17 protein-coding genes and 2 tRNA genes are annotated in these 15,339 nt (G+C 65.7%); 9 read left to right on the forward strand and 10 right to left on the reverse strand.

The window, feature by feature from the left end; all coding sequences use genetic code 11:
• Positions 1-335 precede the first annotated feature (335 nt).
• Positions 336-1,049, forward strand: a complete 714-nt coding sequence (locus GGD65_RS06175; protein ID WP_183233182.1) for an ABC transporter substrate-binding protein — start codon at positions 336-338, stop codon at positions 1,047-1,049.
• An 11-nt stretch (positions 1,050-1,060) separates the two neighbouring features.
• On the opposite strand, the gene GGD65_RS06180 is transcribed toward GGD65_RS06175, so the two are convergent.
• Positions 1,061-1,264 (reverse strand): hypothetical protein, encoded by a 204-nt coding sequence (locus tag GGD65_RS06180; RefSeq protein ID WP_183234659.1) that lies wholly within the window; start codon positions 1,262-1,264, stop codon positions 1,061-1,063.
• A 22-nt stretch (positions 1,265-1,286) separates the two neighbouring features.
• On the reverse strand, positions 1,287-1,469 hold the full coding sequence (locus GGD65_RS06185; RefSeq protein ID WP_038950498.1) for a hypothetical protein: 183 nt from the start codon (positions 1,467-1,469) through the stop codon (positions 1,287-1,289).
• Between the two features lie 212 nt (positions 1,470-1,681).
• Here GGD65_RS06185 and GGD65_RS06190 point away from each other — a divergent pair, with 212 nt between their 5' ends.
• Positions 1,682-2,062: a YciI family protein gene (locus GGD65_RS06190; protein ID WP_026202701.1), complete on the forward strand. Its 381-nt coding sequence runs from the start codon at positions 1,682-1,684 to the stop codon at positions 2,060-2,062.
• A gap of 9 nt (positions 2,063-2,071) precedes the next feature.
• Here the strand turns inward: GGD65_RS06190 and GGD65_RS06195 are convergent, their stop codons facing one another.
• Positions 2,072-2,662: a TMEM175 family protein gene (locus GGD65_RS06195; protein WP_018322195.1), complete on the reverse strand. Its 591-nt coding sequence runs from the start codon at positions 2,660-2,662 to the stop codon at positions 2,072-2,074.
• A gap of 128 nt (positions 2,663-2,790) precedes the next feature.
• Here GGD65_RS06195 and GGD65_RS06200 point away from each other — a divergent pair, with 128 nt between their 5' ends.
• Complete coding sequence (locus GGD65_RS06200) at positions 2,791-4,848, forward strand: ATP-dependent helicase (RefSeq protein WP_183234660.1); 2,058 nt, start codon at positions 2,791-2,793, stop codon at positions 4,846-4,848.
• 56 nt (positions 4,849-4,904) lie between these two features.
• Complete coding sequence (locus GGD65_RS06205) at positions 4,905-5,885, forward strand: NADPH:quinone oxidoreductase family protein (protein ID WP_183234661.1); 981 nt, start codon at positions 4,905-4,907, stop codon at positions 5,883-5,885.
• Between the two features lie 40 nt (positions 5,886-5,925).
• On the opposite strand, the gene GGD65_RS06210 is transcribed toward GGD65_RS06205, so the two are convergent.
• The 3 genes from GGD65_RS06210 to GGD65_RS06220 all read right to left on the reverse strand — a co-directional run bounded on the left by GGD65_RS06210 (position 5,926) and on the right by GGD65_RS06220 (position 9,042).
• Entirely contained in the window at positions 5,926-7,173 is a 1,248-nt protein-coding gene (locus tag GGD65_RS06210) for an amidohydrolase family protein (RefSeq protein ID WP_183234662.1), read from the reverse strand.
• A 17-nt stretch (positions 7,174-7,190) separates the two neighbouring features.
• Positions 7,191-7,436 (reverse strand): hypothetical protein, encoded by a 246-nt coding sequence (locus tag GGD65_RS40080; protein WP_246783198.1) that lies wholly within the window; start codon positions 7,434-7,436, stop codon positions 7,191-7,193.
• Positions 7,437-7,683: 247 nt separating this feature from the next.
• Complete coding sequence (locus GGD65_RS06220) at positions 7,684-9,042, reverse strand: MFS transporter (protein WP_183234663.1); 1,359 nt, start codon at positions 9,040-9,042, stop codon at positions 7,684-7,686.
• An 87-nt stretch (positions 9,043-9,129) separates the two neighbouring features.
• Between GGD65_RS06220 and GGD65_RS06225 the strand changes: the two genes are divergently transcribed.
• Positions 9,130-10,077 (forward strand): LysR family transcriptional regulator, encoded by a 948-nt coding sequence (locus GGD65_RS06225; RefSeq protein ID WP_283806125.1) that lies wholly within the window; start codon positions 9,130-9,132, stop codon positions 10,075-10,077.
• Between the two features lie 150 nt (positions 10,078-10,227).
• Positions 10,228-11,259 (forward strand): LLM class flavin-dependent oxidoreductase, encoded by a 1,032-nt coding sequence (locus tag GGD65_RS06230; protein ID WP_183234664.1) that lies wholly within the window; start codon positions 10,228-10,230, stop codon positions 11,257-11,259.
• A gap of 17 nt (positions 11,260-11,276) precedes the next feature.
• Here the strand turns inward: GGD65_RS06230 and rlmB are convergent, their stop codons facing one another.
• The gene (rlmB, locus tag GGD65_RS06235) at positions 11,277-12,104 is read right to left on the reverse strand and encodes a 23S rRNA (guanosine(2251)-2'-O)-methyltransferase RlmB (RefSeq protein ID WP_183234665.1); all 828 of its coding nucleotides are present in this window, start codon (positions 12,102-12,104) and stop codon (positions 11,277-11,279) included.
• 206 nt (positions 12,105-12,310) lie between these two features.
• Here rlmB and GGD65_RS06240 point away from each other — a divergent pair.
• Positions 12,311-12,396, forward strand: a tRNA-Tyr gene (locus GGD65_RS06240).
• A gap of 211 nt (positions 12,397-12,607) precedes the next feature.
• On the opposite strand, the gene GGD65_RS06245 is transcribed toward GGD65_RS06240, so the two are convergent.
• Together GGD65_RS06245 and GGD65_RS06250 are read right to left on the reverse strand one after the other, a co-directional pair.
• Positions 12,608-13,111, reverse strand: a complete 504-nt coding sequence (locus tag GGD65_RS06245) for a hypothetical protein (RefSeq protein WP_183234666.1) — start codon at positions 13,109-13,111, stop codon at positions 12,608-12,610.
• Between the two features lie 43 nt (positions 13,112-13,154).
• On the reverse strand, positions 13,155-13,640 hold the full coding sequence (locus GGD65_RS06250; protein ID WP_179734391.1) for a hypothetical protein: 486 nt from the start codon (positions 13,638-13,640) through the stop codon (positions 13,155-13,157).
• Between the two features lie 282 nt (positions 13,641-13,922).
• Here GGD65_RS06250 and GGD65_RS06255 point away from each other — a divergent pair, with 282 nt between their 5' ends.
• The gene (locus GGD65_RS06255) at positions 13,923-14,462 is read left to right on the forward strand and encodes a hypothetical protein (RefSeq protein WP_183234667.1); all 540 of its coding nucleotides are present in this window, start codon (positions 13,923-13,925) and stop codon (positions 14,460-14,462) included.
• Between the two features lie 164 nt (positions 14,463-14,626).
• Positions 14,627-14,701: transfer RNA gene (locus tag GGD65_RS06260), tRNA-Thr, on the forward strand.
• A gap of 18 nt (positions 14,702-14,719) precedes the next feature.
• Here the strand turns inward: GGD65_RS06260 and GGD65_RS06265 are convergent.
• Positions 14,720-15,133: a GFA family protein gene (locus GGD65_RS06265; protein ID WP_183234668.1), complete on the reverse strand. Its 414-nt coding sequence runs from the start codon at positions 15,131-15,133 to the stop codon at positions 14,720-14,722.
• Positions 15,134-15,339 lie beyond the last annotated feature (206 nt).

Consider the following 15,339-nt stretch of genomic DNA (forward strand, 5'->3'; position numbering starts at 1 on the left):
CCGGAAATGGCGGCACGCCGCGGCCGACCGGTCGCAGCCTCGAGCATTTCGATCGTCGAGACTTCCCCGTCCCGCGATGCGCGCGGCGATCCCGTCGGCCGATTTCCTGTCAACCCCTGGGCGGCTTGAGGTCGGCGGGGTCATATCTTGCGTCCGGCAGCAGGATTGTCGCGCAAACTAGCACTTCGCGTGGTAGAATGACATCGGTGAAAGTCCGGAAGTCGCCTGCACCTCGGGCGGGCAGTGTCGCTATGGCCACGCGCAGGCGCCATCTCCGGTAGATCGGGCGGACATCGGAAATCCAGCGATAGCATCGGGCAACGAGGAGGCGCGTCATGTGGCGGATTATCGTCGCCTGCCTGTCACTGCTTGCAAGCGGTCCATCGCAGGCGCAGGAGGTCATCCGGCTGGCGCGCATCGCCGACATCCCCGATCAATATGTCGGCGGCGAGATGCTGCGGGCCGTCTACGCCAGGCTGAACATCAAGCTGGAGTTCGAGGACGTCCCCGGCAAGCGTGCGCTCGCACTGTCGAGTGCCGGCGCGGTCGACGGCGAGATCCAGCGCATCGGAACGCTCTCGCGCGACTACCCGACGCTGGTCCAGGTCACGCCGGCGATCAACTATATCGAGCCTGCAGTGTTTGCGACCAAACTCCGGTTCGACGTCGCCGGCTGGGATTCGATCAGGGACTACAGCATCGGCATCGTCCGCGGCGTCGGCTCCTCGGAGGCCGGCACGCGCGGCATGGCCCGCGTTACGGCGACCACTGGCCTCGACAACATGGTCAGGATGCTCGATGCCGATCGTTTCGACGTGATGGTCACCGATCTCTTCAGCGGGCTCGCGGCGGTGCGGAAACTCAATCTGCAGGCCAGGATCCACCCGCTCTCGCCGCCGCTCCAGCGTATCCACATCTACCATTACCTGCATGAACGCCATCGCGACCTGGTGCCTGAGGTCGGCAAGGTGATCGCTCAGATGGAGGCGAGCGGCGAACTGGCGGCGCTGCGTGAGGCCCTGGTCAAGCAGGTCTTGAACGGCCCGTAACGGGCGCCTACTCAGCCCGCGCGAAGCCGCTCGCGCAAGGCGACGGCGGCAATCAGCATGCCGACGCACCAGGCCACGACTGCGCGGTGAGGCTCCCCGCCGAGCAGCACCGTGAAGATGCTCGTCAGCAGGCACGGCACGATGACCTTGCTCGTCCGGCTCGTCAGCGCGAGCAGGAACGGCATCGCCGCGATCGATATTTGCAGGACGTCCATATGGGACATCGGGCGCGAGGCTTCAGAAGCCGCAAACGCCGAGCGCGCGCGGACGCTTGCCGCGCCGGCTTTCGACGATGCGCTCGCCGCCATTCTCGGCCGAACTGCCGTAATAGCGGTGATGGCCGCTTTGGTCGTGCAGATCGGCCGTCTGAGATTGTCCGGCCCGACGTGCGTCGCAGATGATCTTGATGTGACCCGACATTGCCGCCTCCAGCAGAAATCTTGTTGTTGTGGTCATCAGTCGCGACCACTTCCGGCGGCGTTCACACGGCAACGCCGCAATCGGGTTTCAGGACGGTTTCGTCGCGGCATGGCTACGCAATATTTTGTGCTTGAATTCTTGTTTGGGGATTGTCGGCATCGTCCGCGGTGCTACGTCCTTTGGGATCGGTGCAGAAAAACAACGAGGTGACGATGCTGTACGCCATCCTGGCCTACCACGTGGAAGACGAGATCCTGTCCTGGACGCCTGAGCAGGACGCCGCGGTCGTGGCCAAGGTCATCGAGGTTCAGGCCCCCTTGCGGGCCAGCGGGCAGTTCGGTCCGGCCGCCCGTCTGGATGAGACCCGGAAGGCACGCACCTTGCGCGGCCCCGGCGCGGGCATGGTGCTGGACGGCCCGTTTGCCGAGACCAAGGAGCAGCTTCTGGGCTTCCACCTCATGGAATGTGCCACCGAGGAGGAGGCGATCGCGGCGGCGCGCAAGCTGCGAGCGGTCAATCCAACTGCGGTCTACGAAATCCGCCCGGTCAAGCTTTACGTGCCGGCCGATGGGTTCGGCGCGACGTCCGGGTGAGGCACGGCCTCACGCCCCCGGCCCGGTCCGCGCACCGTAGAAGCGCTGGATCAGGAGCCCGCCGAAGGCGATGAACCAGACAAAGGGCGCGACGTGGGGGGCGAATGCCGCCACGATCGTGCCCGGAATGAACACCAGAAGCGGAAACAGCGAGGCCATGATCTCGTAGCGCCAGCTGCCGAGGATGGTCCACCACAGCCAGGCATTGAGGCCGGCGATCGCGGTCAGGTGCAGCCCGTAGAGCACCGCAACCGCACTGCTCATGCTGTAATTGGTATAGAGGCCGTTGGTGACAGGCAGCAGCACGATCGAGAGCAGGAAGAACAGGTTGAGGATCACCGCGCCGCGGCTGCCGACCGGCTGGCGCGCCAGCCGCCGGTGATGGCTGATCCAGAACACCCCGGCGATGATAAAGCTGAGTGCGAAGCCGGCGAGCTTGCCGGAATAGACATGGGCAAGATCGCTCCAGCCGGGCGCGCTGGTGAACACCGCGGCCTTGGGCAGGTCGTAGGCCAAAAGCGTCATGGCGACACCGAAAATGGTGTTGCTGAGCGATTCCAGCCGCCGCATCTCGAACTGGTCGGATTTGAGCTCGGTCATGCCGGGGGGCGCTTTTCGGGAGGGAACCTTGGGTCGTCTTTCCCCCTAAATCCTAAACCCGGTCCCGTCCAGCCGCGTTGCGATTCGCGACGGGATCGCCGACTCTCGCCCTTTCACCGGGGCGATTCGTGGCGACATATCTGGACACGCTCAATGCGGAGCAGCGCCGCGCCGTCGAGCATGGCGTGGCCGATGGCGCGACCGTGGGCGCTCCCCTGCTCGTCATTGCCGGCGCCGGCTCCGGCAAGACCAACACGCTGGCCCACCGCGTCGCGCATCTGATCGTCGCCGGCGCCGATCCGCGCCGCATCCTGCTGATGACGTTCTCCCGCCGCGCCGCGGCCGAGATGGCCGGCCGGGTCGAGCGCATCGCCCGCAAGGTGCTGGGCGAGAACAACGCCGCAATCATGCGCGATGCGCTGACCTGGGCCGGCACCTTCCATGGCATCGGCGCGCGGCTGCTGCGCGAATATGCCGAACGGATCGGCGTCGATCCCGCCTTCACCATCCACGACCGCGAGGATTCCGCCGACCTGATGAACCTGGTCCGGCACGAGCGCGGCCTGTCGAAGACCGAGAGCCGCTTTCCGGCCAAGGGCACCTGCCTGTCGATCTACTCGCGCTGCGTCAACGCCGAGATGGAGATCGAGAAGGTGCTGGGGGTGCACTATCCCTGGTGCGCGGGCTGGGCCGCCGAGCTGAAGGGGCTGTTCGCGGCCTATGTCGAGGCCAAGCAGGCCCAGCACGTGCTCGATTACGACGATCTGCTGCTGTACTGGTCGCAGATGATGAGCGATGGGTTGATCGCTGAGGAAATCGGCGGCCGCTTCGATCACGTTCTGGTCGACGAATACCAGGACACCAACCGCCTGCAATCTTCGATCCTCCTCGCGCTGAAGCCCGACGGACGCGGGCTCACCGTGGTCGGCGACGACGCCCAGTCGATCTATTCGTTCCGCGCCGCCACCGTGCGCAACATCCTGGACTTTCCGCAGAGCTTCTCGCCCCGCGCCGAGATGATCACGCTCGACCGCAACTACCGTTCGACGCAGACCGTGCTGGCGGCGGCCAATGGCGTGATTGGACTTGCGCGCGAGCGCTTCACCAAGAATCTGTGGACCGACCGCACCGCCTCGCACAAGCCGCAGCTCGTCACCGTGCACAAGGAGGCCGACCAGGCGCGCTACATCGTCGAACAGGTGCTGGCGAACCGCGAGCAAGGCGCGCTGCTCAAGCACCAGGCGGTGCTGTTCCGGACCTCCTCGCATTCCGGCCCGCTCGAGATCGAGCTGACCCGCCGCAACATTCCGTTCGTCAAGTTCGGCGGGCTGAAATTCCTCGACGCCGCGCACGTCAAGGACGTGCTGGCGCTGCTGCGCTTTGCCGAGAACCCGCGCGACCGTGTCGCCGGTTTCCGCATTTTGCATCTGTTGCCGGGTGTCGGCCCCGCGACCGCACAGCGCGTGCTCGACCAGATGGCGGAGAGCACCGATCCGCTTCACACGCTGGGCCAGCTCCCGATACCCGCGCGCACGGGCGCGGACTGGACCGACTTCGTCCGCACCGTCGAGAACCTGCGCTATTCGGAATGGCCGGTCGATCTCGAACGCGTACGGCTCTGGTACGAGCCGCATCTCGATCGGCTCCACGAGGATTCCGAGACGCGCCGCGCCGATCTGATGCAGCTCGAGCAGATCGCGAGCGGCTATGCCTCGCGCGAGAAATTTTTGACCGAGCTCACGCTCGATCCGCCCGATGCGACCAGTGACAAATCCGGGCCGCCCTTGCGCGACGAGGACTATCTGATCCTGTCCACCATCCATTCCGCCAAGGGCCAGGAGTGGAAGTCGGTGTTTGTGCTCAACGTCGTCGACGGCTGCATGCCGTCCGATCTCGGCGCCGGCACCAGCGCCGAACTCGAAGAGGAGCGACGCCTGCTCTACGTCGCGATGACGCGCGCCAAGGACGATCTGCACCTCGTCGTTCCCCAGCGCTTCTTCGTCCACGGCCAGGCCGCCAAGGGCGACCGCCACGTCTACGCCTCGCGCACCCGCTTCATCCCGGAGCAGCTGGTCTATCTGTTCGAACGTACCGCTTGGCCGAAGGCCGCAAGCGGTGCGGCCCGCACCGCCGCGCAGGGGCCGAAGGTCGACATCGGAGCAAAGATGCGCGGGATGTGGCGGTAAACACAAGAGGCTCGTGTCGGGACCTGTCAGGATAACTGGAACAACAGAGGTCCGACATGAAAGCCGTCGTCGTCGAGCAATACGCACCGATCGATCAGATCGAACTGAAGGACGTCCCGCCCCCGTCCATGGAACCGGGACAATTGCGCATCCGCGTGGAAGCCGCCGGGATCGGCTTCGTCGACGGGTTGAAGATCGAGGGACGCTATCAGACCAGGGATCCCCTGCCCTTCGTTCCCGGGACGGAGTTCGCGGGCGTGGTGACGGACGCGCCCGGCGCCCCCGGCGGCTATCAACCCGGCATGCGCGTGATGGGGATGACGCGCTCGGGCGCGCTGGCCGAAGAGATCGTCGTCAGGCCCGAAGCGCTCCATCCCCTGCCCGACGGCGTCGCGGCCGAAGTCGCCGCCTCGTTTCGCGCCAATTATCTGACCGCGCTCTATGCGCTAAGCGCACGCGCCTCGCTCTGCGCAGGCGAACAGCTGCTGGTGCTGGGCGCAGCTGGCGGCACAGGAATCGCGGCAGTCCAGATCGGCAAGCTGCTTGGCGCCAGTGTGATCGCGGCAGCATCGACACCGGACAAGCGCGCCTTCGCCCAACAACATGGCGCCGACGCTGTGATCGACTACACGCAGACCAGCTGGCGCGACACGCTGAAGGAACTGACTGGCGGACACGGTGCCGACGTGATCTTCGACCCGGTCGGAGGGGACGTCTCGGTGCAGGCCTTTCGCTCCATCGCCTGGCGTGGCCGTCATCTCGTGGTCGGTTTTGCCGCCGGCGCGATCCCGGCATTGCCGTTCAATCTGCCACTGCTGAAGGGTGGCGCCCTGCTCGGTGTCGATCTCGCGCAGATTCCCGTGCGCGAGCCCGAGGTGCAGAAGCGCCTGATGTCGCAGTTGACGGGCTGGCTTGCCGACGGCCAGCTGAAGCCTGTGGTCGGTCGCGTCTTTGCCCTGGACGACTTCCGGGAAGCGTTCAGGACCATGCAGACGCGCGGGGCGCTCGGCAAGATGGTCGTGCGCATCTCGACATAGGACGCGCAAACGGGCGAAGATGCCCGTGACGTGGCGGCAACTACGCGTTCAGTCGGTCGAACTGGACCTTGCCCGCTTTCATCACCAGCGGAATATGCTCGCCCTGACCGAGCAGGCAGGCGACGTCGCTGAGCGGATTGCCGTCGACCACCAGCAGGTCCGCGATCGACTCGGGCGCGATACGGCCGAGCTTGCCCTCCATGCCGAGCACCTCGGCGCCGATCACCGTGGCGCTGGCGATCACCGCGCGCGGACCGAGAATCTCGGCGCGGATGCGGAATTCATCGCTCTGCAGGCGCTGCGACGGACCGAGCAAATCGCTGCCGAACCCCATCTTCACGCCGGCGTCGCGATAGATCGCGAGCGAACGGAGACCCGCGTCGCGGACGTCGGCGATCTTGGCGACGCTCTCGGGCGGCAGGCCGTATTGCTCGCCCTCATTGGCCAGCGCCTCATAGGTGACAAGCGTCGGCACCACATAGGCGCCCTTCTCGGCCATCAGGCGGGCGGTCTTGGCATCGACCAGATTGCCGTGCTCGATGGTGCGCACGCCGCAGCGAACCGCGCGTTCGATGGCCGCCGCGGTGTAGGCATGGGCGAGCACATAGGTCTGGCGCCCGCGCGCCTCCTCGACGATGGTGCGGATCTCGTCCTCGGAGTAGCCGAAGGCGCCGACCGGGTCGGTCGGTGACGCGACGCCGCCGGACGCCATGATCTTGATCTGGTCGGCGCCCATCTGCAGCTCCTCGCGCGCCGCCTTGCGCACGCCGTCGACGCCGTCGGCGACGCGCGCCAGCGCGCCGACCCGCACGCAACACGGACATGGCGCGTCGCTCGCGAGATAATCCGAGCGCGCCCGCATGTCGCCATGCCCGCCGGTCTGGCTCAGCGCACGGCCAGAGACGAACAGCCGCGGGCCGTCGGTGAGACCGGTGTCGATCGCCTGCTTCAGCGCATGGCCGGCGCCGCCGGCGTCGCGGACCGTGGTGAAGCCGCGGCGCAACATGCCGCGCAGCAGCAGCGTCGAGCGCAGCGTCACCAGCACGTTCGGCATGTGCACCTGCTGCGCCAGGTTGAGCTCCACCGCGATCGCGTGAACGTGCAGGTCGATCAGGCCGGGCATCAGGGTCTTGCCGTTCAGATCGATGGTCCGGTCGGCCGAGATGGATAGCGGCCGGTCCGAGACCTCCTTGATCACATTGTCCTCGACCAGCACGTGATGGCCTTCCAGCAAATCCGGCTGAAGCGGATCGAGCAGAGCGGCATTCTTGAAGAGGGTGCTGGGCATGGTCGTTTCCTGTCCGGTCAGGATTGTGTGAGCAGCGCGGGCAGCGCGAGCTGGGCGAACGGGAGACACGCGGCGGCATCGTCCGCGCCGTACCAGCCCGCTTCATGCAGCAGGTTGAGCGAGCCGAGTGTGCGTCCGCGCCAGCGCACGGGTATGTTGAGCACGCTCTCGCAGCCGAGCGAAGCGATCAGCTCGTGATCGGCGAACACGGTGCGCAGATCATCGAGGGTGCGGCCGATATAAGCCTCGCCGCGGTCGAGCACGGCCTCGGTCCATGGTCCCGCCGCGAGCCGCTTGCGTCTGCCCGTCGGGTAAGGCCCGGGGAGATTGGAATAGTCCGCGCCGCTTCCCCGGTGTCGTCGTCATAAGTCAGGATCGTGAACAGCTTGTGCCCGATCGCCGATTTCAAGGCGTCGTCCAATGCCGAGAACAGCGCCTCCGGCTGATCCGCCCTGCCCTGCGCCGCCGCCACGGCGTTGAGCAGCGGATCGGCCCGGCGTGTCGTCTCCCTCATGCGACTTCGCCCGCGGCGATGTCTTCCAGCGAACGGCCGCGGGTCGGCACGCCCATCACCACGACGGTGAGCGCTCCGATCAGCAGAACGCTGGTGGTGATCCCGAACACGCCGGCAAAGCCGAAATTGGGATAGAGGTAGCCGACCAGGATCGGCGAGACGATCGCGCCGATGCGGCCGATCGCCGAGGCAAGGCCGGCGCCGGTGGTTCGCACCGGCGTCGGGAACACCTCTGCGGTATAGGCATAGACGCCGGCATAGGTGCCGTTCATGAAGAACGACAGCAGAATCCCCGCGACCATGATGTGCTGGTCGCTCTGCGCGAAGGCGAGTCCGAGCGCGCTGATGCCGCCGAGCACCATGTAGGACGCAATGGTGGCCTGCCGGCCGATGCGCTCGTTGAACCAGGCGGCGCTGAAATAGCCGGGGATCTGCGCGCAATAGATCGCGATCGAATAGGCGAAGCTCTTGGTGATGCTCATGCCGTTCTGGACCAGAAGGCCGGGGATCCAGACGAAGAAGGAATAATAGCTGAAGGTGATCGCAAGCCACATGATCCAGGTCATGACGGTGATGCGCGCCTGCCGGCCGTCGAGCAGCGCCGCGAAATTGGCAAGCAACGTGCCCCCGGCGACGGGCGGGCTGACTAAATCGACGACCGGCTGCAGCAGCACATGCCCCTGGCGCGCGAAGCCGGCTTCGATCTTGTCCAGCACGGCTTCGGCTTCCTTCGCCCTGCCCCGGCTTTCCAGCCAGCGTGGCGATTCCGGCAACGCCCTGCGCCACCACAACAGCATGACGACCGGCACGGCGGTGATGACCAGCACGATGCGCCAGCCGTTCTCAGAGGCGGGCACGATGAAGTAGCCGAGCAAGGCCGCTGCGACGAAGCCGAACGAGAAGAACCCGGCCAGCGCGCCGGTGAAGCTGCCGCGGAAGCGCCGCGCCACGAACTCGGCGAGGTAAGGCGCGATGATCGCGCTCTCGGCGCCGGTGCCCATGCCCGCGACGACGCGGGCGGCGAAGAAGGACGGCCAGCTGTCCACGGCGGCGCTGACGATCGATGCGGCACAATAGAGCGCCAGCGCCGACATCATCACCGCGCGGCGGCCGATCAGGTCGCCGAGCGTGCCCGCCAGCAACGCGCCGAACAGGAAGCCGATATAGGTGCTGCTGCCGAGCACGCCGATCTGCACGCTCGTCAGATTCCAGGCGGTGCGCAGCACCGGCAGGATGAACGCCAGCACGGCTGCGTCCATCGCGTCGAACATGTAGCCGAGCCCGCCCATCAACAGCAGATGCGTGTGGAAGCGTGCGAATGGCAGGCGCTCGATGCGCGCCGAGATCATCGACATGTAAGTCCCCTCTGTCCGGCGGCCCGGCATCCGCAAGTCCCTGGGGGAACCATAGACAAAGAGATATTATCGTCATAATTTATAATCGTGATCCCATACATCACCACGGTGAATGTTCTGTCGTTTCGATCGCTCGACCTCAACCTGCTGAAAGTCTTCGAAGCCCTGATGACCGAGGGCAGCGTCACGCGCGCTGCAAACGCGCTGCTGATGACGCAGCCCGCGGTCAGCAACGCACTGGCACGGCTGCGCGACGCGCTCGGCGATCCCCTGTTCGTCAGGTCCGGCACCGGCATCCGTCCGACCCAGCGCGCCGTGGTGTTGTGGGAGCCGATCGGCGAGGCGCTCGAAAGCGTCCGCGGCGCGCTCGACGAGCAGGTGTTCGATCCGCGCCGCGCGCAGACCGAGTTCAGCCTGTCGATGTCGGATTACGTCGCCTCGCTGGTGATGCCGAACCTCCTCGGCCATTTCGGCAAGGTCGCGCCCAAGGCGCGCGTGCACACCGTTCCCAACACCATCCTGGAGATCGCCGATCAGCTCGAAGACAATCGCGTCGATTGCGTGCTCAGCGTCTATGTCAACGAGGCGCAGCAGCCGGCCGCCATCCGCTCGCGCTCGTTGTGGACGGTCGACTACGCCTGCTTCATGCGGCGCGGCCATCCGCTCGCCGCCCAGAAGCGGCTGAGCACGCGCAGCTTCCTCGGCGCAGGCCATGTCGATGTGAGCCTCGCCGGCAAGACCTTGCCGTCCTACGATCTCTTCCTCGCCTCTCGCGGTCTGTCGCGCAATCTGGTCGCGACCGTCAACCACTACAGCGCCGCTTACGAGGTGGTGCGCCAGTCCGACCTGATCGCCGTGCTGCCGAGCGATCTGCGCTCGCAATCCCGCCACGCGCCGTTCCTGCACGCCATGCCGCTGCCGCTCAAGGCGCCGCCGCGCATCGTCAGCTTGTTCTGGCACCAGCGCAACGACACCGTGCCGGCGCAGCGCTGGCTGCGCGAGACCCTGGTCGAGATGTTCGCCAAGTCCGACTGAATACTCGGGCACAGGCCTGACACCATCCAAAAAGGAAACGGTGGGTTTCTCGAAGCAGCATTGTTGCACCGGCCGCCGGGGCCTAGCTCCACCGCAAACGATCCCCTCCCACAGCGACAAGCGCAAGCTGCGTCCGCAGAGACCTCACCGATGACCGCATCGCTTCAATTCGGACTGGATACTTTTGGCGACGTCACCAGGGACGCCGCAGGCGCGATGCTTCCGCACGCGCAGGTGATCCGCAATGTCGTCGACGAAGCGGTGCTGGCCGACGAGCTTGGCCTCGACTTCATCGGCCTTGGCGAGCACCATCGCGCCGATTTTGCGATCTCCTCGCCGGAGACCGTGCTCGCCGCGATCGCATCGCGCACCAAGCGCATCCATCTCGGCTCGGCCGTGACGGTGTTGAGCTCGGACGATCCTATCCGCGTGTTCCAGCGCTTCGCGACGCTGGACGCGCTCTCCAACGGGCGCGCCGAGGTGATCCTCGGCCGCGGCTCGTTCACCGAATCCTTTCCGCTGTTCGGCTTCGATCTGCGCAAGTACGAAGAGCTGTTTGAGGAGAAGCTCGACCTGTTCGCCGCACTGCTGTCGCAGAAGCCGGTGAGCTGGGAAGGCAAGCTGCGTCCGCCGCTGCGGGATCAGCTGGTCTATCCCCCGGTCGAGGACGGCCGGCTTAAGACCTGGATCGGCGTCGGCGGCAGTCCGCAATCGGTGGTGCGTGCCGCGCATTATGACCTGCCTTTGATGCTCGCGATCATCGGCGGCGATCCCGCGCGCTTTAGGCCCTTCGTCGATCTCCATCACCGCGCCGCCAAGGAATTCGGGCGCCCCGCGCAGCCGATCGGTGTGCATTCGCCCGGCTATGTCGCCGAGACGGATGAAGAGGCGCGCGAAGAGCTATGGCCCGACTACAAGGCCATGCGCGACCGCATCGGCAAGGAACGCGGCTGGCCCCCGATGGGCCGCGACGAGTTCGTCAACGAGGTCGAGCACGGCTCGCTCTATGCGGGATCGCCGGAGACGGTCGCGCGCAAGATCGCCAGGACGGCGAAGACACTTGGTGTTTCGCGGTTTCAGTTGAAGTACTCGGCGGGGCCCCTGCCGCACGAGAAGCTGATGAAGAGCATCGAGCTTTATGGGCGCAAGGTGGTACCGATGGTGCGGGAGATGATGAGGTAGCGACTTGACGCAGCCGCCTACTTCATCAACCCGAGCCGGCTCGCGCCGACATAGAGCGAGAGCACGGCGGCGTTCGAGACGTTCAGACTCTTGATCTCACCGGGCATGTCGAGTCGCGCCACGACGCTGCAGGTCTCGCGGGTCAATTGCCGCAGCCCCTTGCCTTCGGCTCCCAGCACCAGCGCGAGCGGCTCGCGCAGCGCGACGTCGCTGAGATCCGCGCTGCCTTCGCTGTCCAGCCCGACGGTCTGGAAGCCGATTTCGTTCAGGGTGGTCAGAGCGCGCGCGAGGTTTTGCACGGTCACCATTGGCACCAGCTCCAGCGCGCCGGAGGCGGCCTTGGCGAGCACGCCGGTGGCTTCCGGGCTGTGGCGGGCAGTGGTGACGATCGCCTTCACCGCGAATGCTGCGGCGGAGCGCAGGATGGCGCCGACATTGTGGGGATCGGTGATCTGGTCGAGCACCAGCACCATGCCTTCTTGCTTCAAGCTCTCGATATCAGGCGAAGGCAGAGGATCGGCTTCCGCAAGCAGGCCCTGATGCACGGCATCGGGCGAGAGCAGACGGTCGATCTCCTGCGGCCGGACGATCTCAGGCGTGACGCGGGTCTCGATGTTCTCGTCCGCAAGTCGCTTCGCGGCGTTCTCGGTCAGCGTCAGCTTGCGGATCTGCCGCTCCGGATTGGCCAGCGCCATGGTGACGGTGTGCCAGCCATAGAGGATGACCGGCCCGTCGGCGTGCGAATCGCGGTCGCGCCAGGCCGGCCGGCCGCCCGATTTCCCGGGCCTGTTGAAGGGCTTAGCCCCGCCGCGGGGACCCCTAGAGGTGAATTTTTTGTCCTTCATGGGCTCGCTTGTGTCACGGGTCCCGGAATATGGCAATTTGGGTGGCTTGGGAGGCGATTTTAGCTGTTCGCCTCGGTTGACTTTGCCCCACCGGATCGCCCATAACCGCGCCCGGTCGCGCCCCCATCCGGGCTGTCGCGGCCTTCACGTTCCATGGCCGTCTTCGGTCGCCGGCAAGGTCCGGCCCGATTGTGCTGCCGTCGAGCGGGGGAGTGTCCCGAGTGGCAAAGGGAGCTGACTGTAAATCAGCCGCCTCATGGCTTCGCAGGTTCGAGTCCTGCCTCCCCCACCAGCCTTCGCTCGCTTCGCGAGCTACGGCTCGGCAAGCCAATCCAGAACATCATTCAGCGAAGCGAGCGAAGGCTGCCACGCCGTAGCCGGCAGGCGCAGGCGGGCTGACAGCCCCGATCGATTCCAATCGCGACCACGCGCACGTCGCAAAAAAACAAAACGCCCGTCCGCATCGCGCGAACGGGCGTCTCGTTAGCTCAACCGATCAGAGATCAGTAATAGCGGCGCAGCACGCGGTGGCCGCCGTAGTACGGCGCCGGCGCGTGGCGATGGGCGTAGCCGTAGCGCGGACCGTGGCCGTAGTGCACGCGGGGCAGATAGCCGTAGCGCGGGCCGTAGCCGTAGCGATACGGACGGTAGTACGGGCGGTGATAGGGAGCCACGGCGGCGCGATAGCCGTAGCCGTAATTGGCGGGCGCGACGACGGCGTCTTCACGGTAGGTCGGATACGGCGCGAAGGCGCCCGGGCCGGTATAGGTCGGGCCCTGGTTGACGTAGTAGTACTGCGTGGTCGGCTCGGCGAGACGCTCATAGGCGCCATAGCCATAGCCATAGCCATAGCCGTATCCATAACCATAGCCGCCGCAGCCGGTGTTGCAGCCGGTATAGACCGGCGCGACGGGCGCGCAGCTGGTGAAGCCGCAGGCCGCAGCGGGCCCGGTGGCGGCGAACATCACGGCAGCCGCCGCAACCAGTCCCGAAATCATTTGACGCATTACTCTCTCCTGTTGATTTTCGTTTGTTGAATTTTGACGTTTCTTAACCCGGCGGCTTGCCGGGGACTTGGACATGCGGCCGCGGTCGCGGTGGCCGCGGACGATCGTTGATTTCAGGCGCGAGGATCACCGGCGGCGGATCGACGGGCACGTCCATCTGCGGCGGCAGCGGCGCCGATTGCGCACCCCAGCTCTGGTGGTAGCTCTCGGCAGGCTTCGGCAATTTTCGGTTCGCGGGCGGCTCGACCTCGAGCCGGCCGTAGCCGGGCCGCAGGCCCAGCGTCGGATAATAATGGCCAACGTCGGCAGGCTGCCGCTCGGCGATATAGCGCCCGCCATAAATAGTGGGCTGCACCTGCTGGTTCTTACCCAGGCCCCAGACACCCTCGACCACGGCATAGGACGCGTCGATGTTGTTGATGATGATCGGCACGCCGGGCCGGCCGGGAACGACGATATCGAAGCCGCCGTCGGCAAACGCCGTCGCGGGCAGTCCGATCAGAAAGGCAGCGAGCGCCACAACGCGCATGAGGGGGACCCCGGTTATGCGGCGGCAACCTATCCGATCGCGGCGCAGAGAGGGTTAAGGCCCGCTCACCAAATTCCGGTAAGCCTAATGTGTAAGGACTGCGCGCCACTCAAATGCTGCAAGGCGGACTAGCGAAGCATTAATGGCATGTGGCTTCGCCAAGCGGAACCGGGGCTGCTCACATCGGTTTGACCGCCGCTTGCGAGAAAATCCACCGGTTTCATCGGAACGTCCGGCGCCGCAAGCGTTTAGCCCCCGTCAACAAAATGGGAGCCAACAACCATGAACATCAAACTTCTTGGAGCGACGGCGATTGCGGCGACCATGCTGGCAGGCTCGGCAATGGCGCAGGCGGTGGTCACCAATCCCGGCCGCTGCTCGGCACAATTCCCCAACGCCAATTGCCAGAATCTCGGCCCCGGAAATCCCTACACCGATAGCGGATACCGCCATCGCCGCGTGTCCTATCGTCAAACCAATTCCTACCGTCAGGCCAATGGCGACTGGAATAATGACTGGAACAGGAGCCGCACCGGCTTCTGGCCGACCGACGTCGCGGCCGGCGTAGCCGGCGCCGCGATCGGCACCGCGGGCGCGATTGCCAGCGCGCCGTTCCGCGCCTGGGACAATTCCTACGCCTACGACAATTCGTGGGACAACCGCGGCTGGGACAACCGCGGCTGGGACAACCGCGGCTGGGACAACCGCGGCTGGGACAATCGTGGCTGGGACACCCGCACCTACGCCCAGCGTAACGGCTTCGTCTGCACGCCCGGCACCTGGTTCAAGGGCGCAGACGGCCGCCGGCACATCTGCCAATAAGGCGGTCTAAATCGATGCGAGAGATCAGGCGGCCTTCGGGCCGCCTGATTCATGCCTGCGGCCACGACGTTTCCGGTTGTGGCGCTTTCCGATCAAGTCTGGTATTGCGGCGCGCAACGGGTGGACACCCCGGCCCATGCCGGCCCTGCCCGCCTCCAGGCGTCGCCGGCTTAGCTCAGCGGTAGAGCAGCGGTTTTGTAAACCGAAGGTCGGGGGTTCAATCCCCTCAGCCGGCACCAGCGTCTGGCGTACAGCTCTCAGCTCGAATGCTTCGGCGCGCTGCCTTGCTGGAAGTGCTCGGCACCTGACATCTCCACCCAGCCATGTTTCGACTGCTCGAACACCGATCTGATCGGCGGCGGAAAATCCGGATTTGCGATCGCGCCGACGGCGACGCCGATCATCGCGGGCAAATTCTCGGCCTGCCAATAGACCGTCGAGCCGCACTCGGGACAAAAATAGCTGCGGACCTTGCCGCCGCTTGCGGCTGTCCGGACGTACGGCTTTGGCGTCCCTGTAATGGTGACGGTCTCCACTGGATAGAAGGCGCCGACGCCGAACGGCGCGCCGGTTCGTCGCTGACAATCAACACAATGACAGGCGACGACGAAGCGCGATGGTTCCGGAAGCGACAGCGCGAGAGCACCGCAGCTGCATCTGGCATCGATCATCGAATTCTCTCCTCGTTGGTCGGGATGCAAGTTGAAAGGGAGGCGCCGATGACGAGGTTGACGAAGCAGCCCCGACCTGTGCCCCGGACGCAGTGCAGCGCCTCTTCGGCGATGCGCTGCAGAGCGGGGGCCCATCGCGCCGCATTCCTCCGTGCCGCTTTCCGGGTCCCGGCTCAGCGCCGCAACGCTGAAGGCGTTGCAGCGCG

Origin of the sequence: Bradyrhizobium sp. CIR18 (assembly GCF_014198295.1) — a bacterium.
Classification (GTDB): Bacteria; Pseudomonadota; Alphaproteobacteria; order Rhizobiales; family Xanthobacteraceae; genus Bradyrhizobium.